The sequence below is a fragment of the Faecalibacterium taiwanense genome, assembly GCF_036632915.2.
Classification (GTDB): domain Bacteria; phylum Bacillota; class Clostridia; order Oscillospirales; family Ruminococcaceae; genus Faecalibacterium; species Faecalibacterium taiwanense.
In genome coordinates this window covers 2,533,545-2,554,738 of record NZ_CP155552.1, presented here as the reverse complement: position 1 = coordinate 2,554,738, position 21,194 = coordinate 2,533,545, and the positions used below count along the sequence as shown (strand labels likewise).

The 21,194-nt window shown below is 56.0% G+C and carries 22 protein-coding genes, 1 tRNA gene and 1 other annotated feature; of the genes, 9 read left to right on the top strand and 14 right to left on the bottom strand.

The genetic code is table 11. The annotated features are described in order from the left end of the window. Nucleotides 1–110 precede the first annotated feature (110 nt). Genes PXT33_RS12655 through PXT33_RS12640 form a run of 4 tightly spaced genes read right to left on the bottom strand, consistent with a single transcriptional unit; the run spans nt 111 to nt 2,618 of the window. The gene (locus tag PXT33_RS12655; RefSeq protein ID WP_120020387.1) at nt 111–1,010 is read right to left on the bottom strand and encodes a LysR family transcriptional regulator; all 900 of its coding nucleotides are present in this window, start codon (nt 1,008–1,010) and stop codon (nt 111–113) included. Between the two features lie 12 nt (nt 1,011–1,022). Continuing rightward, complete coding sequence (tsaA, locus tag PXT33_RS12650; RefSeq protein ID WP_332376721.1) at nt 1,023–1,721, bottom strand: tRNA (N6-threonylcarbamoyladenosine(37)-N6)-methyltransferase TrmO; 699 nt, start codon at nt 1,719–1,721, stop codon at nt 1,023–1,025. 12 nt (nt 1,722–1,733) lie between these two features. Further along, a complete protein-coding gene (locus PXT33_RS12645; RefSeq protein ID WP_097773793.1) occupies nt 1,734–1,952 on the bottom strand; it encodes an aspartate dehydrogenase in 219 nt (72 codons plus the stop codon). Between the two features lie 48 nt (nt 1,953–2,000). Further along, nucleotides 2,001–2,618 carry a LexA family transcriptional regulator gene (locus PXT33_RS12640; RefSeq protein WP_120120483.1) on the bottom strand — a complete coding sequence of 206 codons (618 nt, stop codon included), beginning with the start codon at nt 2,616–2,618 and terminating at the stop codon, nt 2,001–2,003. Between the two features lie 195 nt (nt 2,619–2,813). Here PXT33_RS12640 and PXT33_RS12635 point away from each other — a divergent pair, with 195 nt between their 5' ends. Together PXT33_RS12635 and PXT33_RS12630 are read left to right on the top strand one after the other, a co-directional pair. Continuing rightward, entirely contained in the window at nt 2,814–3,176 is a 363-nt protein-coding gene (locus tag PXT33_RS12635) for a helix-turn-helix transcriptional regulator (protein ID WP_005942847.1), read from the top strand. Further along, nucleotides 3,148–3,384, top strand: coding sequence for a hypothetical protein (locus PXT33_RS12630; RefSeq protein WP_332376720.1), 237 nt, complete (start codon nt 3,148–3,150; stop codon nt 3,382–3,384). Before PXT33_RS12635 ends, PXT33_RS12630 begins: the two co-directional genes overlap by 29 nt. A gap of 55 nt (nt 3,385–3,439) precedes the next feature. On the opposite strand, the gene PXT33_RS12625 is transcribed toward PXT33_RS12630, so the two are convergent. Next, the gene (locus PXT33_RS12625; protein ID WP_044953787.1) at nt 3,440–3,607 is read right to left on the bottom strand and encodes a FeoB-associated Cys-rich membrane protein; all 168 of its coding nucleotides are present in this window, start codon (nt 3,605–3,607) and stop codon (nt 3,440–3,442) included. A gap of 179 nt (nt 3,608–3,786) precedes the next feature. Here PXT33_RS12625 and PXT33_RS12620 point away from each other — a divergent pair. After that, nucleotides 3,787–3,863: transfer RNA gene (locus PXT33_RS12620), tRNA-Val, on the top strand. 248 nt (nt 3,864–4,111) lie between these two features. On the opposite strand, the gene PXT33_RS12615 is transcribed toward PXT33_RS12620, so the two are convergent. Together PXT33_RS12615 and PXT33_RS12610 are read right to left on the bottom strand one after the other, a co-directional pair. After that, complete coding sequence (locus tag PXT33_RS12615; protein WP_347070358.1) at nt 4,112–4,246, bottom strand: hypothetical protein; 135 nt, start codon at nt 4,244–4,246, stop codon at nt 4,112–4,114. Nucleotides 4,247–4,356: 110 nt separating this feature from the next. After that, nucleotides 4,357–5,238: a LysR family transcriptional regulator gene (locus PXT33_RS12610; protein ID WP_223388642.1), complete on the bottom strand. Its 882-nt coding sequence runs from the start codon at nt 5,236–5,238 to the stop codon at nt 4,357–4,359. A gap of 167 nt (nt 5,239–5,405) precedes the next feature. On the opposite strand from PXT33_RS12610, the gene PXT33_RS12605 reads away from it, so the two are divergent. Continuing rightward, nucleotides 5,406–7,421, top strand: a complete 2,016-nt coding sequence (locus PXT33_RS12605) for an FAD-dependent oxidoreductase (protein ID WP_332376718.1) — start codon at nt 5,406–5,408, stop codon at nt 7,419–7,421. Between the two features lie 115 nt (nt 7,422–7,536). Here PXT33_RS12605 and PXT33_RS12600 read toward each other — a convergent pair whose 3' ends face one another. After that, the gene (locus PXT33_RS12600) at nt 7,537–7,734 is read right to left on the bottom strand and encodes a hypothetical protein (RefSeq protein WP_347070357.1); all 198 of its coding nucleotides are present in this window, start codon (nt 7,732–7,734) and stop codon (nt 7,537–7,539) included. A gap of 281 nt (nt 7,735–8,015) precedes the next feature. Next, nucleotides 8,016–8,272: a binding site (T-box leader), on the top strand. A gap of 79 nt (nt 8,273–8,351) precedes the next feature. Between PXT33_RS12600 and PXT33_RS12595 the strand changes: the two genes are divergently transcribed. The 5 genes from PXT33_RS12595 to PXT33_RS12575 all read left to right on the top strand — a co-directional run bounded on the left by PXT33_RS12595 (nt 8,352) and on the right by PXT33_RS12575 (nt 15,503). After that, nucleotides 8,352–9,296 carry a bile acid:sodium symporter family protein gene (locus PXT33_RS12595; RefSeq protein ID WP_097777253.1) on the top strand — a complete coding sequence of 315 codons (945 nt, stop codon included), beginning with the start codon at nt 8,352–8,354 and terminating at the stop codon, nt 9,294–9,296. Between the two features lie 230 nt (nt 9,297–9,526). After that, the gene (locus PXT33_RS12590; protein WP_347070356.1) at nt 9,527–9,667 is read left to right on the top strand and encodes a hypothetical protein; all 141 of its coding nucleotides are present in this window, start codon (nt 9,527–9,529) and stop codon (nt 9,665–9,667) included. A gap of 2 nt (nt 9,668–9,669) precedes the next feature. Continuing rightward, complete coding sequence (locus PXT33_RS12585) at nt 9,670–12,219, top strand: InlB B-repeat-containing protein (protein WP_347070355.1); 2,550 nt, start codon at nt 9,670–9,672, stop codon at nt 12,217–12,219. Between the two features lie 217 nt (nt 12,220–12,436). Beyond that, complete coding sequence (locus PXT33_RS12580; RefSeq protein WP_347070354.1) at nt 12,437–12,934, top strand: hypothetical protein; 498 nt, start codon at nt 12,437–12,439, stop codon at nt 12,932–12,934. Further along, entirely contained in the window at nt 12,867–15,503 is a 2,637-nt protein-coding gene (locus PXT33_RS12575) for a hypothetical protein (RefSeq protein ID WP_347070353.1), read from the top strand. Before PXT33_RS12580 ends, PXT33_RS12575 begins: the two co-directional genes overlap by 68 nt. Nucleotides 15,504–15,715: 212 nt before the next feature. Here the strand turns inward: PXT33_RS12575 and PXT33_RS12570 are convergent, their stop codons facing one another. From PXT33_RS12570 to PXT33_RS12545, 6 genes are read right to left on the bottom strand one after another with little or no spacing between them, the layout of a single operon-like run. Beyond that, nucleotides 15,716–17,548, bottom strand: a complete 1,833-nt coding sequence (locus PXT33_RS12570; RefSeq protein WP_332376715.1) for an amylosucrase — start codon at nt 17,546–17,548, stop codon at nt 15,716–15,718. Nucleotides 17,549–17,551: 3 nt separating this feature from the next. After that, complete coding sequence (locus tag PXT33_RS12565) at nt 17,552–17,827, bottom strand: carbohydrate kinase family protein (protein ID WP_405002408.1); 276 nt, start codon at nt 17,825–17,827, stop codon at nt 17,552–17,554. Then, the gene (locus PXT33_RS12560) at nt 17,827–18,483 is read right to left on the bottom strand and encodes a carbohydrate kinase (protein ID WP_347070352.1); all 657 of its coding nucleotides are present in this window, start codon (nt 18,481–18,483) and stop codon (nt 17,827–17,829) included. Before PXT33_RS12560 ends, PXT33_RS12565 begins: the two co-directional genes overlap by 1 nt. A gap of 43 nt (nt 18,484–18,526) precedes the next feature. Then, on the bottom strand, nt 18,527–19,144 hold the full coding sequence (locus PXT33_RS12555) for a hypothetical protein (RefSeq protein WP_332376713.1): 618 nt from the start codon (nt 19,142–19,144) through the stop codon (nt 18,527–18,529). Further along, entirely contained in the window at nt 19,131–19,781 is a 651-nt protein-coding gene (locus PXT33_RS12550) for a DUF624 domain-containing protein (protein ID WP_332376712.1), read from the bottom strand. Before PXT33_RS12550 ends, PXT33_RS12555 begins: the two co-directional genes overlap by 14 nt. Nucleotides 19,782–19,798: 17 nt before the next feature. Next, nucleotides 19,799–20,854, bottom strand: a complete 1,056-nt coding sequence (locus tag PXT33_RS12545) for a LacI family DNA-binding transcriptional regulator (RefSeq protein WP_097781456.1) — start codon at nt 20,852–20,854, stop codon at nt 19,799–19,801. Nucleotides 20,855–21,194: the final 340 nt, after the last annotated feature.

Genomic DNA, 21,194 nt, shown 5'->3' with positions numbered 1-21,194 from the left:
GCGACGATCATTTTTGATTCTCCTATCATAAGAGAAACCGCCGAAGGAAAGCCTTCGGCGGTTTTTCGTTTGTGTGTTCAGCTTTGCGCTTCAATGGACCCGTGCTCTTTTCATTTGCTGGCAGTGCCGGGCGCGGGCTGGTGCACCAGCTCGATAAAGGCTTTCATCTGAGGGGTCAGCCATTTGTCACGGTGGTAAAACAGCTGACGGTGCATCTCCACGGTGCAGTCCGGCACATTCAGCCGGGCAAGACGACCTGCGGCCAGCGCCGGACGCACGATGTACTCCGGCAGGAAGGAAAGACCCATGCCCTGCTCCACCATCTGGCACAGCAGCGCAGCGCTGCCCAGCTCCAGATAAGGGTGGATGGCAAGGCCGCGGGCGGCAAGGCACTGATCCAAAGCGTCGCGGTAGCTCATGCCGCGCTCAGTGAGCAGAAATTCCTGCCGGGGCAGCTCTTCCAGCGTAACGACTTCCTGCCCGGCAAGCGGGTGAGCGGACGGTGCAATAAAACACACCGGCTCCGGCACATCCGCCGCAAGCACCAGATTGGGCTGCAGCAGGGGCTGGTCCAGCGTATAGGCCAGATCGATCTGATTTGTGCCCAGCATCTGCAGCATTCCGTCGGCAGTGGCGGTGCACAGCACCAGCTCCACCTGCGGGCACAGGGCGTGGTAGCGTTTGAGCAGACCGGGCAGGAAGGTGGAGCACACCGAATCCGCCAGCGCGATGCGCAGACTGCCGCTGATCTGCCGGGCGGGCTGCAGGGCAGCCTGCGCCTGCTGCGCCGTGGCCAGCAGGGTGCGTGCATAGCCTAAAAAGGTCTGGCCCGCATCGGTGAGCCGCACGGTCTTGCCCACGCGGTCGAACAGCGGTGCGCCCAGCTCTGCTTCCAGCTGTGCGATCTGGGAGGACACCGCCGACTGGGAATAGCCAAGCTGCCGCGCAGTGCGGGAAAAGCTGTGCAGCTCGGCGATGTGCAAAAAGGTATTGATGTTCCGCAGTTCCATAAACGCTTCCTCTCAGCGGCGGGCGATGCCGGTCACGGTGAGCACCTCGCCATCCACGGTAAAATGCACCTCTACCGGGCCGAACTCCATGCCGTACACCCGCTGCGGGTCGTGCTGGTAGGAGGGGCGCGGGTCACCTGCCAGTACGCCGGTCAGGGCGGCGCGGTCGGCCTGCGGCACCTGTGCCAGCAGTTCGGGCGGGAACTGTACCTGCAGACGGTGGAACTGGGTCTGGCCGGTAAAGCCCTCGGCGGCATCCGGGTGGCAGTCGGCATAGGGGATGTAAGGCTTGATGTCGTAGATGGGGGTGCCATCCATCAGGTCGGCACCGCGCACGATGAGCACCGGGCCAACGTCCGGCCGGTTCTCGATGCCTTCCAGACGCACGCTGGAAAGGCCCAGAGGATTGGGACGGAAGGGCGACCGGGTGGCGAACACGCCCATGCGGGTGTTGCCGCCCAAGCGCGGCGGGCGTACAGTGGGGGACCAGCTGTCCCGCACCGCGCCGGAGAACTGCCACACCAGCCAGATGTGACTGAAATCTTCCAGACCGCGCACGGCATCGGCATTGCGGTATTCGGGCGTAAAGATCACCTCGCCGCGCAGCTCGTCCACAAGGCCGCTCTGGCGCGGGATGCCGAACTTGGTGGGAAAGGCAGTATGGATATGGGCAATGACCTTCAGGGTCATCTCTTCAGGTGCAGTGGGCATGGTGAACTCCTTTTAATAGATCTTTTTCAGGGGGCATTCCGGCGGGATGCCGTACTGTGCCCGGAATGCGTCCAGTTCCTGAGGCGTGCGGATGAGCTGAACGTCCTCGAAATGGCCATCCGGGGAGATGAAACCGGCCACCTGCTCCCCGGTGCAGATGCTGCACCGCAGTGCAGGCTGCTGGGTGGCGGGGTCGTAAGAACGGGCAGGCTTTTTGCGGGAGAAAAACATGAGAAGCCTCCTTCTTTTATGAAACGTGCCTGAAAGACTGCAGGCGGCTCACAGCCCCCGGCACAGGCCGACAGCGCGGCCCTCAATGTGCAGCTCTTCCAGCTGCAGGCCGGTAAAGATCATGGGTGGACAGACGGCGGCATTGTCCGCAAGCAGCATCACAGCATCACCCTGCCGGTGGAAGTGCTTGAGGGTGGCCTCGCCGCCAATGCGCACTGCGGCGATCTCGCCCTGCTCCACCTCCGGCTGGCAGCGAATGCATACGATGTCGCCGTCGCAGATGGTGGGAGACATGCTGTCACCGTGGCAGGTCAGGGCAAAGTCGGCGCGCCACGCGGCGGGAACGCCGATATAGCGTTCAATGTTCTGCTCTGCCGTGATAGGAGTGCCGCAGGCAATGGAACCGATCAGCGGGACCTGCGTCATGGCAGGCAGCGGCTCAAAGCCCGGCGGCGGACAGGGTGCGTCCAGCCCCAGCAGATAGGCAGGGGTGGTCTCCAGCGCGGCTGCCAGCTCTTCCACCTTGGACTGCGGCAGGTCGTTGATGCCTTTTTCCAGCTTGGTAATGGAGGATTTGGACCGATAGCCCATGCGCTGGGCAAGCTCTTCCTGCGAAAGGCCCAGTTCTTTGCGGCGCAGATGCAGACGGGTAGAAAGCTCAGACATGCGAAACCTCTCTGAAAAACGTATGGTTGTTCTGTAAAAAGAATGCTGTTACCAGAAGTATACCAAAAAATTGCATTAAAATCAACTTTTTTCTGCGAATTTGCAAAAATGGGTTGACACTGAATCAATGCAGGAATATACTACAACTAAAGATTGTTGAACGGCATTGCCGATACGAAAAAAGGAGAGCGGAATATGGCAAATACTGAAATGATCCGGGATTATATCCGCGCCAGTGGGTACAAGATGCAGTATGTGGCACGAGCCTTGAAGATCAGCCCCAATGCGCTGAACCTGAAACTGCAGGGGCGCACACAGTTCAAGCTGAGCGAAGCAGAACGGCTGAGCGCGGTGCTTGGTCTGAGCATGTACGAGCGGGATCTCTGCTTTTTTGAAGAGCAGAACCGCCGCGAAGTGCTGGCACGCCGCGCGGATGAAAAGAGGAGGGCAGAACATGACAAGCGAGCAGAGAAATCAGACGCGGCTGGCACTGTACCGGTATGGGATGCGGCAGCGTGCACGAAGCCCGGTGGAGCGCAGCTGGTGCGCCGCCATTGAGGAGGGCCTTGCCTATTACCGTAAAACCGACCCGCTGCGTGCGGATCTGTTCGAGCTGCGCTATGTGCAGCACCGCACGGAGGACGATGTGATCGATCAGCTGCACATCGGCCGCACTACTTACCAGAAAGCCCATCAGGACCTGCTGAGCACCATTGCCGTGTACGCGGCAGAGCGCGGGGTGTTTTACCGCGAGACGGAAAGTTGAAAGCAGAATGCCCCCGGACGCTGCCAGCAGGCAATGTCCGGGGGCATTTTTGAACTCAGGCTTTTTTGTTCGGGTCCTGTTTTTCGCAGTGGCTGTGGCAGGATGCACAGTTGCCGCCGCAGCCCTCGCCCTTCCAGCCGCCCTGCTTGGAGATCCACACAACGGCCAGTGCAAACAGAACGATCAGAACGATCAGCGTAATGATTCCACGAAGTGTCAGCATTTTTTGTACCTCTTTTCCCGGTGGGAAAGTTTCTGTGTTCAGTATACACGATTTGGCATCAAAGGGCAACCGGAAAGCGGATACAAAAAGTGTGATTTTTTTAAAATTAGGGCTTGCATTTTGGCAAAGGCCGTGCTATAATAATCACGTTCCAGTTCGGAACGCACAAAACAAAATATGGAGGATTAGCTCAGCTGGTTAGAGCACCTGCATCACACGCAGGGGGTCTGGGGTTCGAGTCCCTAATTCTCCACCATACAGTTCGTACTCGAACCCCATTCTTTATGAAAAAGGGTTCGGGTACGTTTTTTGTTTATCGGAAGTTTGCGTTTGCGACAGCAACAAACACCCCAGTGGGATGTTTGAGCAACAGAATAGGCTACCAGGAAATCCCAAGTCGTATGACGTGGAATTTTTTGTTTCGATCAAGGACTCGAATGGCATCTACGTAAAAAATCCATAGCAAATGAGCCGGAAGCCTTCTGTAGATCAGAGGCTTCCGGCTCACTGTATATTCATGATAAAAGCAAAATTCCTGCCACCAGTACCATGTTGCAGGCAAAAAAACAGCGCGGGCAGTGCATCCACAAAGGCCGGCGAAAGAGTGAAATCGTCCGGGACAGGATCGTTTTGATTCATGTGATCGACCTTTGCATTTCTCCACGCAGCGCCGGAGAGACCTTTCTTGCTGAATTTCTGAAAAAAGAGCAGTGCTTTTACGCAAGATCGTCAATGCGTTCTGTAGCATGTCACGGGTCAATATCCAGCTCACGCAGAAGCAGCCGGAGGGCGGGCGAGATGTTCTCGCGGTTCCATACGGCCCAAGCGGGAACGGTATCGTTTTCCAGCGGGATAAAGGTGAGGTTTTTGTTGGCGGGCAGCTGAGCCAGCACCGGCTCGGCAAGGATGGTATAGCCGCCGTAGAAAGCCAGCTGCAGCATCAACTCCTCCATGGAATACGCAAATTTGATGTTCTGCGGGTCGCTGCCGTGGCGGGTGAGGACTTGCGCAAACTGGTTCCACAACTCCCGGTCCATGGCGGGTACATAATATTGTTCGCTGGCAAGCTGGCTGCGGTGCAGGGACGCATAGCTGGACAGGTGGCTCTGGCGATTGAGCACTACGTACTGGCGCAGCTGGCCTACTTGAGCACGCAGCAGGGAGGAGGCATCCTCCAGCGGGACCAGCTCCAGCTGCAGGGCAAAGTCCAGCTTTTTCTGCTGCAGGCGTTTTTTCAGGGTGGGAAAATCCCCAAGATGAAAGTGCAGCGGAATGGCAGGGTGCTGCTCCTTGAACAGCAACAGCTTTTCCAGAATGGGCAGATTTTCCATGCCGCTCATCATGCCAATCTCAAGCGGGGTGCTGCACTCGGCAGCAGCGGCGCGGGTGCGGCGGGCGGCATCTTCCGCAAGGTCGGTGATGCGCACCGCATACTCGTAGAATACCTGCCCGGCACTGGTAAGCGCCACCGAGTGCCGTGTGCGCTGAAACAGCTCGGTTTCAAGTTCTTCTTCTAGCAGCTTGATTTGCTGGCTGACCGCCGTTTGGGAAACATAGTGCTGCTGTGCCGCTTTGGAAAAGCTCAAATTCTGTGCCACCGCAATAAAATAGCGCATCTGCTGCAGGGTCATGACCGGCTCCTTTTTCTCTTAAAAAAATGCTTATAACTTTTACTTCTAATTATAAAAAGAAAGCAATATTTTTCAAGTGCGAGATATTGTGATAGAATTAACAACCGAAAAGGAGCACACAGCTCTGCACATTGAGAAGAAAGAGAAAAACGAAAGGAACCACCAAGATGAAAAAGATCTCGCGCAAAAGCTTTCTGAAGCTGGCTTCTGCTGCTGCCATGAGCGGCATCACCGCCAGCGCACTGGCTGCCTGCAATGCTGCTTCCGGCAGCACGGCTGCATCTTCTGCCGCTGCAAAGTACACCCCGGGCACCTACACTGCCACGGCCAAGGGCATGAGCGATATCACCATGACCGCCACCTTCAGCGAGACAGCCATTACTGACATCCAGCTGGATCTGTCCGGTGAGACCGACTCCATCGGTCAGGTCGCAAAGGATGACCTGATCAAGCAGCTGCTGGAAGCCCAGAACAGCACCATCGACGGCGTGTCCGGTGCAACCATTACCAGCGATGCTGTGAAGCAGTGCATGAACGACTGCATCACACAGGCCATGGGCGGCACTGCAGTGTCTGCCCCGGAAGCTTCTGAGCAGGCTGCCAGCTGGCGCACCGCCCCGGAAGCCATCCCGGACAGTGAGATCACCAAGACCTACGATGTTGACGTTGCCATCATCGGTATGGGCTATGCCGGCCTGAGCTGCTACCGTGAGCTGGCCGAAGAGGGCAAGAACGTTCTGGTGCTGGAAGCCATGCCCCGCGAGAGCTGGTGGACGGTCGGCCACGATATCGGCCACATCAACTCGGACTACCTGCTGAGCCACGGTGTGCCCAAGGTGGACGAAGTGGAGTTTGTGAACAACTGGATGATGCAGACCCACGGCAAGGCAAACACCGCACTGGTGATGAAGTTTGCCAAGAACAGCGGCAGCACTGTGGACTGGTGGCTGGACAAGATCAACCCGGACACGCTGGCCAAGACCCGCATCCAGTTCTGGCCGGACAACGAGTACACCGTGCACCAGCTGAACAACGGCATGCACTACTACACCGGCACGCTGGAATGGTGGGAAAACTACTGGGAGAACCCCGCCAGCGGCGAGAAGAACAACAACACCGCCGGTCAGCTGGAGCTGAAGGACCTGAGCTGGGACAACTACAATTATGTGGAGGAGAATTTCTCTGACAATGCCACCGCTCTGTTTGGCACCAAGGGTGTGCAGCTGGTAATTGACGGTGCAAAGGTCACCGGCGTGATCGCACAGGACGGCGACGGCAATTACCTCAAGATCAACGCTAAGAATGGCGTTGTGCTGGCAGGCGGCGGCTTTGGCGGCAACAAGGAAATGATGGACGATCTGCTGCCGGACATCAAGCGTCTGTTCACCAAGGATGAGGACTTCTTTGCTCCCTTTGGCCGTGACGGCTCCACTATCCAGATGGGTGTGTGGGCAGGCGGCCGTCTGGAGGGCGACATCTCCACCATGAACTTCGACTCCATGGCCGTGCCCGACTATCTGCCCGGCCCCCTGTGGGTGGACGAGAATGGCCAGCGCTTCCAGAACGAAGCCTTTGCCGGCCCGGAGATCAACGGCTTCTTCATGGCACGTGCAAAGCGCGGCAATATCACCTCCATCTACGACAGCACCTATGAGACCCAGATCCTGCGCGGCTTCCCCGGCCATCAGGCATTCGAGTACGACATGCCCGCTGTGGTGGAAGCCATGAAGGGCAACTTTGAGGCCGCAAAGGCTGCTGGTGCCGAGGGCGCCAACGGCTGGTACTGCGCCGACACCATCGAGCAGCTGGCCGAGTACATCGGTGTGGAGCCTGCAGCCCTTTCCGCTACTGTGGAGCAGTACAATAAGGTTTGCGCCGAGGGCTACGACAGCGACTTTGCCAAGGACCCGCACTTCCTGAATGCAGTTGCAAAGGCTCCCTTCTACGCCCATGTCACCACCCTGAGTCTGGGCTTTGCACTGGTGACCACCGGCGGCTTTGTGACCACCAATGACCAGCAGGTGATGAACGAGGATTATCAGCCCATCGAGGGCCTGTACGCTTCCGGCAACACCTGCGGTATGCGCTTCGGTCCCGAGTATATCACCCCGATCCCCGGTGTGAGCATTGGTATGTGCCTGACGCTGGGCCGCGAACTGGGCAAATATCTGGCTGCAAAGTAAGCAGCTGCCTTCGTCAAAGCCTGATTGGCTGCAGTAAAGCCCCATAAGCAATAAAAGATCCCGTCCACTTCTGGGTGAACGGGATCTTTTTTGCGTATCAGACAGGAAAAGCGGCTCAGAGGTCGTTTTTCTCCTGCCCCAGATTATCGGATTCCAGGACGACACAAACTATGTTGCCATTGGCGGCGTAACGCCGGAGAACATCCCGGAGTTCCGCAAGGCGGGCTGCCTTGGCGTGGGCCTTGCCAGCAGCCTGATGCCGAAGGACAAGGCCGCCGCCCGCGACTGGGATGCCTGCGCGGAATACGTGCACATGCTGCTTACAAAAGCCAAAGGCGAATAAACCGCAGAAACAGCAAGACCGCTCACCCGAAAAGATGAGCGGTCTTTTGTTGTGTGATGGGATGGCATTGCGGCCTACTCTTTAGACCATGGCTTCGCGTCATCCTGCCGGAGCAGTCGGCGCTGATGCCGTTCTGCTTTGTCTGCTGCGTGAACCACTTTCACTCCTGAAATGAACTGCATGAAAAATCAGAAGGCCTCATTCTATTGACTTTGCCTTTGCAGGGGAGTATACTCCATGTCACCAAGAATATTACGGCTATGACGAGAAAAAGTACCCGGAAGGAATGCTGCAGAGAGCTGCCGGTTGGTGCAAGGCAGTGCAGGGCATCCGTGGGAAGATCCTCTCCGAGCTTTCCGGCTGAATGGACGGTGTGCGCCCCAGTAAGCAGGAACGGCAGGCCCCCGTTATCACGGGCCGCGCGTTGTTGGACGTGCACTGAGTGGTCAGCGTTGTGCTGGCAATAAGAGTGGTACCGCAGAGGATTTTACACGCCTTTGTCTCTTACAGACCGTAGGGGACAAGGGCGTTTTGTTTTGCGGATGCTTTTGCCCCAAAGCATGTCAGAAGGAAAAGGAGAAACAATTATGAAAACACTGGAAAAAGTAAGCGACTTTGTGGGCAAGTACATGGCCGCCATCGTTATTGTGGTGGCCGCGGGTGCCCTGTTCTTCCCCGGCCCGTTCAGCGTGGTAAAGACGGCGTGGGTCAATAACCTGCTGGGCATCGTGATGTTCGGCATGGGCCTTACCCTGAAGCCGGAGGACTTCAAGGTGGTGTTCAGCCGCCCGAAGGATGTGATCGTGGGCTGCGTTGCACAGTTCACCCTCATGCCGTTTCTGGCATGGGCGCTCACGCAGGTGTTCCACCTGCCCACCGAGCTGGCCATTGGCGTGATCCTGGTTGGCACCTGCCCCGGCGGCACCTCTTCCAACGTGATGACCTACCTTTCCAAGGGCGACGTTGCACTGTCCGTTGGCATGACCGCTGTTTCCACCGTGCTGGCTCCGCTGCTCACCCCGCTGCTCACCCTGCTGTACGCTGGCCAGCGTGTTGACGTGAACCCCATGAGCATGTTCATGTCCATCGTCAAGGTGGTGCTGGTGCCCATCGCACTGGGCTTTGTGGTCAATCACTTCTTCCATAAATTCACCGAGGAAGCCGTCCGCGTGCTGCCTCTGGTCTCCACTACCGCCATCGTGCTGATCATCTGCGCCGTGGTCTCCGCCAACAGCGCCAAGATCATGACCAGCGGTCTGCTGATCCTTGTGGTGGTCATCCTGCACAATGTGCTGGGCTACCTCACCGGCTTTGGCGTGGGCAAGCTGCTCAAGCTGGACTCCACCAAGTGCCGCGCGATCTCCATCGAGGTGGGCATGCAGAACTCCGGCCTTGCAACCAGTCTGGCCGCCGCACACTTTGCACAGTATCCGCTGGCTACCATTCCCGGCGCTGTGTTCTCCGTGTGGCATAACATTTCCGGTGCGATCCTCGCCAACTTCTTTGCCCGCACAGCAGAGAAGAAGGATTGATCTTTCATAACATAGTAAAGCCCCCGGCAGGCGCAAACCTGCCGGGGGCTTTGCTGTGCCTGCGGGCCGGACATCTGCAACAAAACCGGCACAAATTGTGCTTTTCACGCTGCTTTTAGGGCGATTCACGCAGGTTTGCTTCCAAAATCCGGTAAAGTGTGAAATAATCAAGATACTGTAATATATACCCCCCCCCCGTAAAAATGCGAGGGGAAAAAGGAGGTTGTACCATGAAACAAGGCAAACTTATCCGGCGTGCAGTATCGGCGGCGCTGGCCGGATGCATGATGTTCACCTTTTCCGCTCCGGCGCTGGCCGCAAGCACCGATGCCCTGCTCCAGCAGAGCACGCCGCCGCCAAAAGCGCGGTGAGCGTGCTGGACGCGGAGAACAGCGGAACGGATGCTAATGCGTCTGTTGCTACGAAGTATGGCATTACCATTGAAATCTATGACAGAGGTAAGGTGGAAGTTGACAGCGATAATTGCAACAACATTCTTGGCTTCCTGAAGTATGATCCTGATGAGCAAAAGTTGACCCTGCTGAAGCCGAATGCCAGCGCAGTCCATTATCTGACCATCGATGCACCGAACACGGACGTGGTGCTGGAATCCACAGAGATGATTGTGAATGAAAATCTGATCATCGAAAACGCTCGTTCCGTGAAAGTTTCCAGCACTGGTAATTGGGCACCGGTTTATGGAAAAGTGTACATCTACTGTCTTTGCCCTGTTACCCTTGAGCACACGGAAGCAGGCGCGAATTCGGGAGTTGCAATTAAAGGAATTGAGTTTGCCGCTCCGGTAAGTGCGAACGATTTTGTCTACTATACCAGCAATGCGCCTGACGCAACGCCGACGGATGCGGGCACTGGGACGATTCCGGCAAGAACTAAAAACTATCTGCGCATTGTGCCGAAAGTTTCCTATGCGATTACGGCAGACGATGCCACCATCACCGTGGATGGTAAGGCAGTGACCTCGGCCTTTGCGGGCGAAAAGGTCACCGTGACCGCTGCAGGCAAAGAAAACGCTGAGTTTACCGGCTGGACTGCTGAGGGCATCACGCTTACAGATAAGCAGAAGGTGAACCCCACAGTCACCTTTACCATGCCGGGCAATAACGTGACTCTGACCCCGAATTACAATGTTGTACAGGATTATGGCATTGCGGTGGGCAGCGAGAACACTACACCAACCCGCGTTACCAGCAAAAACTGTAAAGACATTTTAGGAAATGGTGTGCTGAGTTACGACCCGACCACCCAAACGTTGAAGTCGGATGGCAGAATAAAGCGCTCGTCTCTGAAAATCAACGCACCCGGCAAGGATATAAATCTGGACGGTAAAGATCAGATTGCTGTGGCTGCAAAGTTGATTGTGGAGAAGGCACGTAATGTGAAGGTCAACAGCAATGAACTGGCTGCAATTATGGCCAGAAATGATACCAGCACGATCGACTGCACCGGCGAGGTGGATATCAGCGGCGGATTCATGGCCGTGAACGGAAGCCTGAATATTATAAATTCCAGCAAAGTAAACATTTATACAAACTGTGCAGCTGCGGTGAATTACGATGCGACTATCACCAGCGAGGGTGACGTGACCATTGAGAGTACCGACGGTAGAGCGGCGAAAAACCTGACGATCGACAAGGCTGATAATGTTACTGTTATAATCAAGGACACACAAGCGATTTCCGAAAACACCAAGATCACGGCTTCCGGCACTGTGATCCTGAAGAATACCGCAGAGGGTGGCCCTGTGGGCACTGTTGACTTTACACAGGCAGACGGCAAAAAATACGTCTACTATACCAGCGAAGCCGAGGATGCAAAGCTGATCGACCCGCGCATCCATCCGCTCCCTGATACGGTAGAAAGCAGCTACCTGCGCATTGAGCCGAGGGAGACTTACTACAGTATTACCGTTGCGAACGGCACCGCTCAGGTGGGCGACGACACCACCGGCCAGATTACTACCGCCTTTGAGGGCGAAACGGTCACCGTCAAGGCCAACGCACCCACCGATGAGGATGCCGCCAAGGGCGTGAAGTTCCACCACTGGAAGGTGGAAGAGGGAAGCACCAGCTTTGACCCGACCGAGGGCAGTCTGGGTTCTGCGACTGAAGCAGGCACCGCAGAGATCAGCTTTGATATGCCCAAAGGCAATGTGAAGCTGACCGCCGTTTACAGCATCCCCGCTTCCGTGCTGAGGAGTACCGTTACTGTTGAGGGCGGCACGGCAAAGTCCACTCTGGGCGAGGGCAGCGATATCCCCGCAGAGATCGGCACCGAGGTGAAGATCACAGCTACCCCATATGATGCCGAGAAATACCCCGGCATGGAGTTCGTGGAATGGGAGATCAAGTACCCCGATAGCTTCTACGAGAAATTCCCCGGTGGCATTCCGGAAAATCTGCAGCTCAAGCTGGACAATGCCAAGAGCGCGACCACGACGTTTAAGATGCCCGTTTACCCGGTCAAACTGATCGCCCACTGGTCGGCAAGCCCGGTGGCCAAGCCTGACCCGGACGAACCTATTGATGAAGACTTCGGCGTAGAACCTGCACCCATGGATACCACGGGCGGTGCAATTGCCGCCGTGGCCGTTGGCGGTGCAGCCATCTGGGGCGGCTACGAGATCGCCACCCGCGTCATCCTGAACGGCCTCCTGCCCGAGGGCGCAGCCATCCCGGCAAACCGCGGCCAGCTGGCCCTGCTGGTGTGGAACACCGCAGGCAGACCCGAACCCGCAGGCGCACCCGCCTTTGCGGATGTGACCGACCCCGATATGGCAAAGGCCGCACAGTGGTGCACCGAGCAGGGCACCATGGATGCCAAGGGCGACCGCTTTGAGCCCGAAGGCTGGACCCCGAAGTTCAAGGTGATCGAAGTGTGGAATAAGGCGTTCCCCAAGCAGTAAAACAGCAAACAGCCCCCGGCAGGCGCAAACCTGCCGGGGGCTTTGCTGTGCCTGCGGGCCGGGCATCTGCAACAGAACCGGCACAAATCATGCTTTTCACGCTGCTTTTAGGGCGATTCACGCAGGTTTGCTTCCAAAATCCGGTAAAGTGTGAGATAATCAAAGTACCGTAATGCATACCCCCCCCCGTAATAATTTTCGCAAAGGAGGAACCCCTATGAAACGAAATATTTTGGCCCGGCGGGCGGCTTCCGCTGCGCTGGCAGCATGCATGATGTTCACCCTTTCCGCCCCGGCTCTGGCCGCAAGCACCGATGCCCTGCTCCAGCAGAGCACCGCCGCCAAAAGCGCGGTGAGCGTGCTGGACGAAGAGAACGGTACGGAGGTAGAAACTGAGTATCAGATGAATCTCAAATACGGCAGCATCACAGTCTATATTGGGGCTGATGACAAACAGTATGTCCAGCAGGGCAATAATGAAGCCCAGCAAAGGGGCAATCTGTCTATCACAACGGACGGCAGCCAGACGCACAATACCATTACCATCAAAGGCGGCACCATGGGTGCAAAAGTCACACTGTCTAATGTCAATATCGAGACTACTTCCAATGCGGCAGTCTCGGTCAGCGGCAATGTGGAGCTGATCATTGCAGGCACGAACGAATACCCTGCAAAGCGGCACGGACCACGCCGGTGTGGAAAAGGCCGACGATGACGGGACCCTGACCATCGACGGCACCGGCTCGCTGGAGGCCTACGGCGGTCAGGGCGGCGCAGGCATTGGCGGCGCACGGAATAAAAATGCCAGCAATATTGTTATTGAAGGCGGTACGATCAAGGCCAACGGCGGTACATGGGGTGCAGGCATTGGCGGAGGTCAAAGCGCAGCGGGTCAAAATATTACGATTCGCGATGGTAATGTAACGGCGATACCCGGTGGCGAAGCAGCAGGCATTGGCGGCGGCTATCAAGGTGACGGCAAAAACATTACCATTGAGGGCGGCACGGTACATGCAGAGTCTGGCGGCGGAAACGGCCCTGTTGCGGCCATCGGCGGCGGGCGAGTGTATGGCAAAGGCGAAAACATCCAGATCACCGGCGGCAATGTTACGCTGAAAACTGTAGATGCCGATGACATTTATATCGGCAATGGTCAAGAGGAAGCTGAAATCGACCCCAGCAAGCTGCTTGGCACGATCACCAAACTGGACAAGGACGGCAATCAGGTTGGCGAAATTGTACAGTATTTCAAAATCAAAATCAATGATACGCCTGTTACCAGAAAGAACTATGAAGACATCCTTGGAAACGGTGCCCTCTGCTATGACATTGCGGAAAAGACCCTGAAGCTGAAGGATGGAAATTTCTTTGAAGGCAGCCTGACCATCAATGCACCGGCGGATGTTTCCATTGATCTGGAAGCGGATGCGTCCCACGTTGTGAACGGTGACCTGACCGTAAACGGCGCAAAGGATGTGAAAGTGACCAAGCCAGGTGGCAATGCGGCTGCAGCAATTCAAGGCAAGGCGGAGATCAGCTGTTCCGGTGATGTGATCCTCGAAAATTGGGGCGGTTCGCGTGGTGACGGCCGAAACCTGATAACGAATGGCCTTACCGTGAAGGCAGACACGGTCACGACCGAAGGCGGCATTAGCGGCGAAACGATTATTGACTGTATTGGCGATATAAAGCTTGGTAATGAGCATGGCACGACAGTTTCGAAGCTGAAGGTGAACAGTGCAAACAATGTGACGGTGACGTCCGGCAGTGTGAATCGTTCGATCGGTCAGGACGGCGCAGAGATCACATGCAGCGGTATTGTGGAACTGGACAGTAACCGTTACAGTTACGATAACCTTGGCAAAGTGAGCTTCACTCAGGCGAATGGCAAACCCTATGTCTATATCATGGCCAAATCTTCGGAGTACGCCAAATCTTCGGAGTACAAGGACTCCCGCATTACCCCGATTCCTGAGACAATAGATAAAAGATACCTGCGCATTGAGCCGAGGGAGACTTACAGCATTACCGTGAAAAACGGCACCGCGCAGGTCGTTGGTGACACTGATGGAAAACTGACTACCGCCTTTGCAGGCGAAAAGGTCACAGTGAGCGGTGAGAACAAAAACCCGAGTGTTACAAAGTTCGGCGGCTGGAAAGTGATCAGCCCGGAAAGCTTTGAACTGACCGAAGAGCAGAAAAATGCCGAAAAAAATATGATCTTCACCATGCCGGCCAGCCCGGTGGAGCTGAAAGCTTCTTATAGCTTCCCGGCACCTGTATTAGATATGCAAGTCACAGTGAAGAACGGCACGATCCGCGTCGGAAAGGGCGAAAGACAGACGGGCACGGTGCTCGTACAGCCGGGCCAGACCGTCACGATCGAAGCCAATGAGCCTGTCAAGGAGAATGAGTCGTTCCATCACTGGAAGGTGGAAAATGGCACCAGCACCGCCTTTGCCCCGACCGAGGGCAGTCTGGGCTCCGAAACGGAAAAGGGCACGGAAAAGATCGTCTTTACCATGCCGCAGGAAGGCGTGAAGCTGACCGCCGTTTACAGCATCCCCGCTTCCGTGCTGAGGAGTACCGTTACTGTTGAGGGCGGCACGGCAAAGTCCACTCTGGACGAGGGCAGCGATATCCCCGCAGAGATCGGCACCACGGTGGAGATCACAGCTACCCCGTATGATGCCGAGAAATACCCCGGCATGGAGTTCGTGGAATGGGAGATCGTGTACCCCGATAGCTTCTACGAGAAATTCCCCGGTGGCATTCCGGAAAATCTGCAGCTCAAGCTGGACAATGCCAAGAGCGCGGCCACGACGTTTGAGATGCCCGTTTACCCGGTCAAACTGATCGCCCACTGGTCGGCCAGCGCGGTGGCCGACCCGGACGAACCTATTGATGAAGACTTCGGCGTAGAACCTGCACCCATGGATACCACAGGTGGCACCATTGCCGCCGTGGCCGTGGGCGGTGCAGCCATCTGGGGCGGCTACGAGATCGCCACCCGCGTCATCCTGAACGACCTCCTGCCCGAGGGCGCAGCCATCCCGGCAAACCGTGGCCAGCTGGCACTGCTCATCTGGACTGAGAAGGGCAAGCCCGAACCTGCCGCACAGCCCGCCTTTGCAGACATCACCGATGCCGAGCAGGCCAAGGCCGCTCAGTGGTGCGTGGAGCAGGGTCTGCTGGATGCACGGGAAGGCAAGTTTGAATCGGACGGCTGGATGCCCAAGTTCAAGACCATTGAGATCTGGAACAAGGCGTTCCCCAAAAAGTAACCTCTGAGCGCTTCCTCCGTAAAGCCTCAGAATGACAGATCCCCCCGATACCGGATACCCGGTATCGGGGGAATTTTTTGCGCAGGCACGCGTGGCATTGGCGGTGGCAATCATCTCCGACATTTCAATGATCCAGTGACCTTGCAGTTTGCGCGAAACAAAAATACTCCGGCAACTTTCCAACCAAGAGAAAGTTACCGGAGTATTCCGCTTTACTTATTTGTTTTTACCAGCAGTGCCTGATACGGCTCCAGTTCCACATCCGCCAGCCAGACGGAAGTGCCCTCCGGGGTGTGATACTCGCCGCCCAGAGCGTCCAGACTTGCCCCTGCCGGGTACTCGGTAAAGTTGAACAGCCCCACCAGCGTTTCCTCACCGCGCTTGCGTACCAGCGCCAGCACGCCGGGGTTATGGCTGTCCCATGTGGTCACCCACGCATCCGGGGCAAAGCAGGGGTCTGCACGCATTTGGCGCAGCTGCTCCATGCCCTGCCACAGCTGGTTTTGCAGCGTGCCCTTCCGGGTGCGCTGCTTTGCGTCCTCCCAGTTGAATTTGCTGCGGTGCAGATTGCGGCTGTCCTCCACACGGTCAGGGTCGTTTTTGTAGTCCCAGCCATTGAGCTGTGCAATTTCATCCCCGCAGTTCAGCATGGGGAAGCCCTGCAAAAACGCCATAGCAGTGTGCAGCAGCAGGTCACGCTTTACGGCGTAGTCCAGTGCGGTTTTATCGTCCTTTTCCAGTGCCTGCTCCACGCCGCACAGGCTTGCGGTGGTGCCGCAGCTCCGGGCATCGCCGGTGGCAGGGTCGTAGTTGTACAGCTCGCCCTTTGCCCAGCTGCCGGGGAAATTGCCCTCATAGAAGTGGTACAGATATTCCTTGTGCTTTTGCGGGTCAATGCCAAGCCGTTTTTCCACCGTCTCGTCCAGACCCCAGCCGATATCATCGTGGCAGCGCAGATAGTTCACGAACCAGCAGTTGTCCGGCAGGGCGTGGAGGGCATCCAGCTGCGCCTTCAGCAGCCGGGTATCCCGGCTGGCAAGGGCGCCCCACAGGTTGACCATGGTGGACACGTTGTAGAGCATGTGGCATTCCGGTTTTTCCGGGGTGCCGAAATAGGCGGCCAGCTCCTTGGGAGCCATGACCACCTCGCCCTTGAGGATGACCGCCGGGCAGACGCATTCCAGCACCATGCGCAGCATCCGCACGATGGTGTGCACCTGCGGCAGATTGCGGCAGGTGGTGCCCAGCTGCTTCCAGATATAGGGTACGGCATCAATGCGGAACACCTCTACGCCGAGATTGGCAAGGTGCAGGATGCTCTTGGTCATGTCCACGAACACCGCCGGGTTTGCGTAGTTCAGATCCCACTGATAATCGTGGAAGGTGGTCAGTACCCACTTGTGCATTTCTTCGCACCATGTAAAGTTGCCGGGTGCGGTGTTAGGGAACACCTGAGGCACCGTCTGCTCGTACTGGTCGGGGATGGTGCGGTCCTCGTAGAGGTGGTAATAGGCCTGAAACCACGGGTCGCCTGCCTTTGCCGCCATGGCCCAGCGGTGGGTGCTGGCGGTGTGGTTCATGACAAAATCCAGACACAGGCTGATGCCGGCTTTCCGCAGCTCCCGGGTCAGGTTTTCCAGATCCTTGTTGGTGCCAAGGGCCGGGTCTACGGTGTCAAAATCCTCCACCGCATAGCCGCCATCGTTGTGGGAATGGGGCATCTGCAGCAGGGGCATCAGGTGCAGATAGGTCAGCTTCTGCTCCTTGAGGTAGGGCAGCTTCTTTGCCAGTTCTTTCAGATTTCCGGCAAAGAGGTCGGTGTACATGGTCATGCCGAACATATTGCCCCGCTTGTACCACTCCGGGTCGGCAGAGCGTGCCTTGTCCAGTGCTTTCAGCTCAGCACTGCGGGCGTTGTAGGCTTCTGCCATCTCCCGCTCCAGAACCTCCAGCCCTTCCCGGTTGTGGTACAGTTCCATGAACAGCCATTCCAGCTCGTCCTTGTGCTTGGCAAATCGGGATGCAAATTCCTGTTTTGCTGCCATGGTTCAGCCCTCCACTTCTGCAAGGGTGGGCATGGCGGGGATGGCGCCATGGCGGCTGGTGGTGATGCTGGCCGCTTTGTTGGCAAAGGCCAGAATGCCTTCCAACTTGTCCACGGTCAGGGTGTCCAGCTTCTCCTTGCAGAGCTTGGACAGGGCAGCCCCAAAGAAGGTATCGCCTGCGCCGTTGGTATCACCCACCTTGCAGGGGACACCTGCCACATGGCCGGTCTTGTCCCCAAAGCGGTAGAATACGCCGTTTGCACCCAAGGTGACAAAAATCAGCCGGATGCCGTTCTGTGCCAGTTGTGCCGTGCCGCTTTCACAATCGGTGGTGCCGGTGAGCAGGGAAGTTCTTCATCGGACACCTTCAGGATATCCACCAGCGGCAGGGGCGTTTTCATCTGGGCAATGGCATCCTCTTTGTTCTTCCAGAGGTTTGCACGGTAGTTGGGGTCGTAGGTGATGGTAGCACCCAGCTTTTTGGCGCGGGCGGCAGCATCCAGCGTGGCAGTGCGGGAGGGGTCAGCGGTCAGGCTGACAGAGCCGAAGTGGACGATTTTGGCAGCTTTCAAAGCCTCGTCCGAAATATCCTCCTTGCACAGCATCACGTCAGCGTTGGCGCTGCGGTAGAAGCTGAAATCCCGCTCGCCGGTGGCATCCACCGAGACGACTGCCATGGTGGTGGGATGGTCTGCATCCACCGCCATGCCGGAAACGTCCACTTTGTTTTCTGCCAGAACCTCTTTCAGGTAGCGGCCAAAGGCATCCGCACCCACCTTGCCGATAAAGGCGGTCTGTGCGCCCAGTCTGGAAGCAGCCACAGCCAGATTGGCCGGTGCACCGCCGGGGTTTGCGGCAAACTGGGGGATGCCGCGCGCATCCTTGCCGGTCTGGGTCAGGTCGATCAAAACTTCACCAATCGTTAAAATGTCCATGCGTTTTCTCCTTATTTTTATCCTATAAGCTAAAACCCAACGGTCACCGCTGGAACAGATAATGAATGTAAGCGGCTGCACGCTCCGGGTGCGGTGCATTCTGCACTACCCCAAGATAGACCTTGCCAGAAAAACCTGCCTGCCTGACAAACGGCGTGTCCGAAATATCCAGCACGGTCCCACCGGCGTTCAGACCCGACAGTGCATGGAAAGACGCATCCAGTGTCCGCAGATCGAGAAAATAATCATCTGCCAACAGTCGATCCCGTGCATATTCGTCCATCAGAACAACATCTAACCGCTGGGCACTGACTGCACCCAGCAGCTTCATCTCCGAAGCATATACATACTGCTCCTCTGCGCGTTCGCTTTCACTGAGCAGCAAGCCGGACAGCAGATCGACCTGTTGCTTTTTGGTCAGACCCTGCGCCTCGGCAAAGCCGGTGGTAAGCTGTTCCGTCAGATCAGACCCGGCAGTGATATTTACCAGACCAAGGTAAAGCACATCCTCTTTTTTCGTCACATGACGGTAGGCTGTATACCCGAGGATATAGACGACGATGAGCACGATCGCAATGGGCAGCTTGTAATATGCCCAGATGTGCTCCCACTTTTTGCGCCCATGGAGGGAGCGGAGCGTATCCCGGTCAGTTTTTGTCATGGTCGTATTCCTCGTGTACTGCATCAGGGTCTCCACCGATCAGATAGAGGATCCGAAGCATCAGAAAGGAGCAGAGCATTGCGCAGAAGCCCATGCCCAGCAGGAATGCAGGCGTGAACACAAACACTATGACGTACCCCATGATGCCATAGATCGCCGCCATCAGCAGGGTGCAAAACAGATACCGGACACCCACGAGAAACGCTGTTTTCAGGATGCCGAAGGTGGTGTTTTCAAACCGTGCCAGCAGAGGAAAGGCATACAGCAGAACGATGCCGTACAGAACTGCCGCACCAATAAGCACTGCAGTGAGCAGCGTCCAGAAAATGTTTTCGCTCCACATTCGGCGCAGCACAAAGCCATCCACAGCCAGCAAACTGCCGACTGCCAGCAGGATCAGCCAGAGTTTTGTGGCAGGCTTAAAATTTTCCCGGAACGCCTTAAAAAACATCCGGGTCAGACCATCGTCCCGATCTTCCGCCATTTTGAGCGTGACGTAGAACAATGCGGTCGTAGAAGCTCCTATGGTAACGATGGGCAGGCTGCACACGAGCCATAAGATGTTCAGGTAAGCACTGTAAGTCAATTTCGTCAGCACAGCAAACAGCGGCTTGTCCGTATTGCACAGGTCACGCATGGGGGTTCTCCTTTCGCTCAATCTCCTGTGGATTCGCGCAGGATCAGGTTGGTTTCCGTATAGACGGTGCGATAGTTCAGCGATGGCTCTTCGATGCGGGTCATAAGCAGATTGGCAGCGGTGTAGCCCATGATCTGTCCATGGATATGGATCGAAGTCAGATGGGGGGCAAAGTAGGAAGCCTCCTGACTGTCATCGAAGCCGCAGACCCAGATATCATCGGGAACCGAATACCCCAGCTCATTCAATGCCTTGACCAGATCCATGGCAACAAAGTCATTGGCGCAGACAAAGGCATCCGGCATCGTTTTGAACCGACGTATGGTTTCGTACAGGGATACCGGATAGTTCTGCTGTCCAGATGGCATCGCACAGGTGCTCAGGCCTTCTGTCAGACCAAAGTACTCCACTGCATCCTTATAAGCCATATAACGCTCAAAGAAGGACTGACAGTGGTTTTTATCCCCCGCAAAGCTGATGCGTTTTTTGCCGCGCTGGACCATGTGAGCCACCGCATTCTGGACCTCAATGCGGTTTTCCATATAAAGGCGGTCGGCTTTAAGGGGAGGACGCATATCCATCACAGGGGTGTCTACAAACAGTAGCGGAACATCCAGATCGCACAGCATCTGTGCGTAGTCATAGTCGAATACTTCAATGCAGATGATGCCGGCTGTGCGCTGGATGTTGAGAGAAGATGGAAGCTTTTTCTCTTTCAGCTCTATGGGAGAAATGCGATGAATGGTCGTACAGCTATGCAGATGCTCGATTTCCGACTGGAAACGATCCAGCATCATGGAGGAAAAGTGAGAGCTGCTCAGAAACTGGGTCGTCAGCATGGCGATCTCCCGTTTGTCACTCGGCAGAATGGAATGCTCTGCTGCTTTTGCAGTGTCTTCCTGAAACAGCGGCAGATAGGCAAACTGCTTATAGCCCATTTCGGCGGCTTTGCGCAGGATCTTCTCCCGTGTGGCATCTGCCAGCACACCGGTGTTGTTGATGGCCTTTGAAACTGTGTTGCGGGAAAGCTGCAGTTCGTTTGCAATATCCTGAATGGTGACTTTGGTTGCCATAAGTCATCCTCTTTCTTTATAAATAGGAGCGGGTGTTCTTTCTTTTATAGATAAAGTCCGGTGACGGATCTTATTCTTTGCGACTCCAGTATAGTGCAAATGCACAAATTAGTCAAATGCAAAAATGCAAATCATCATTTTGCATATTTGCGCACTTTTGAATTTGTGCATCTGTACAAATCCACAATAATTTTTGATGTATACCATGAATTATCGTTGACATTCGCTTGCGTGAGTGGTATAAATAAATCAAAGGATTTTACATTTGCACAATAGAAGTGAAAAACGTAAAATTCAAAGGTGCAAATGTAAAGTGCGAATCAAACGGCAAGCAAATCAA

What these genes read in the sequence shown, in the direction of transcription:
- PXT33_RS12655 (WP_120020387.1), bottom strand. Translation starts at nt 1,010, where the DNA reads ATGGAACTGCGGAACATCAATACCTTTTTGCACATCGCCGAGCTGCAC.
- tsaA (WP_332376721.1), bottom strand. Translation starts at nt 1,721, where the DNA reads ATGCCCACTGCACCTGAAGAGATGACCCTGAAGGTCATTGCCCATATC.
- PXT33_RS12645 (WP_097773793.1), bottom strand. Translation starts at nt 1,952, where the DNA reads ATGTTTTTCTCCCGCAAAAAGCCTGCCCGTTCTTACGACCCCGCCACC.
- PXT33_RS12640 (WP_120120483.1), bottom strand. Translation starts at nt 2,618, where the DNA reads ATGTCTGAGCTTTCTACCCGTCTGCATCTGCGCCGCAAAGAACTGGGC.
- PXT33_RS12635 (WP_005942847.1), top strand. Translation starts at nt 2,814, where the DNA reads ATGGCAAATACTGAAATGATCCGGGATTATATCCGCGCCAGTGGGTAC.
- PXT33_RS12625 (WP_044953787.1), bottom strand. Translation starts at nt 3,607, where the DNA reads ATGCTGACACTTCGTGGAATCATTACGCTGATCGTTCTGATCGTTCTG.
- PXT33_RS12615 (WP_347070358.1), bottom strand. Translation starts at nt 4,246, where the DNA reads ATGAATCAAAACGATCCTGTCCCGGACGATTTCACTCTTTCGCCGGCC.
- PXT33_RS12610 (WP_223388642.1), bottom strand. Translation starts at nt 5,238, where the DNA reads ATGACCCTGCAGCAGATGCGCTATTTTATTGCGGTGGCACAGAATTTG.
- PXT33_RS12605 (WP_332376718.1), top strand. Translation starts at nt 5,406, where the DNA reads ATGAAAAAGATCTCGCGCAAAAGCTTTCTGAAGCTGGCTTCTGCTGCT.
- PXT33_RS12595 (WP_097777253.1), top strand. Translation starts at nt 8,352, where the DNA reads ATGAAAACACTGGAAAAAGTAAGCGACTTTGTGGGCAAGTACATGGCC.
- PXT33_RS12590 (WP_347070356.1), top strand. Translation starts at nt 9,527, where the DNA reads ATGAAACAAGGCAAACTTATCCGGCGTGCAGTATCGGCGGCGCTGGCC.
- PXT33_RS12580 (WP_347070354.1), top strand. Translation starts at nt 12,437, where the DNA reads ATGAAACGAAATATTTTGGCCCGGCGGGCGGCTTCCGCTGCGCTGGCA.
- PXT33_RS12570 (WP_332376715.1), bottom strand. Translation starts at nt 17,548, where the DNA reads ATGGCAGCAAAACAGGAATTTGCATCCCGATTTGCCAAGCACAAGGAC.
- PXT33_RS12560 (WP_347070352.1), bottom strand. Translation starts at nt 18,483, where the DNA reads ATGGACATTTTAACGATTGGTGAAGTTTTGATCGACCTGACCCAGACC.
- PXT33_RS12555 (WP_332376713.1), bottom strand. Translation starts at nt 19,144, where the DNA reads ATGACAAAAACTGACCGGGATACGCTCCGCTCCCTCCATGGGCGCAAA.
- PXT33_RS12550 (WP_332376712.1), bottom strand. Translation starts at nt 19,781, where the DNA reads ATGCGTGACCTGTGCAATACGGACAAGCCGCTGTTTGCTGTGCTGACG.
- PXT33_RS12545 (WP_097781456.1), bottom strand. Translation starts at nt 20,854, where the DNA reads ATGGCAACCAAAGTCACCATTCAGGATATTGCAAACGAACTGCAGCTT.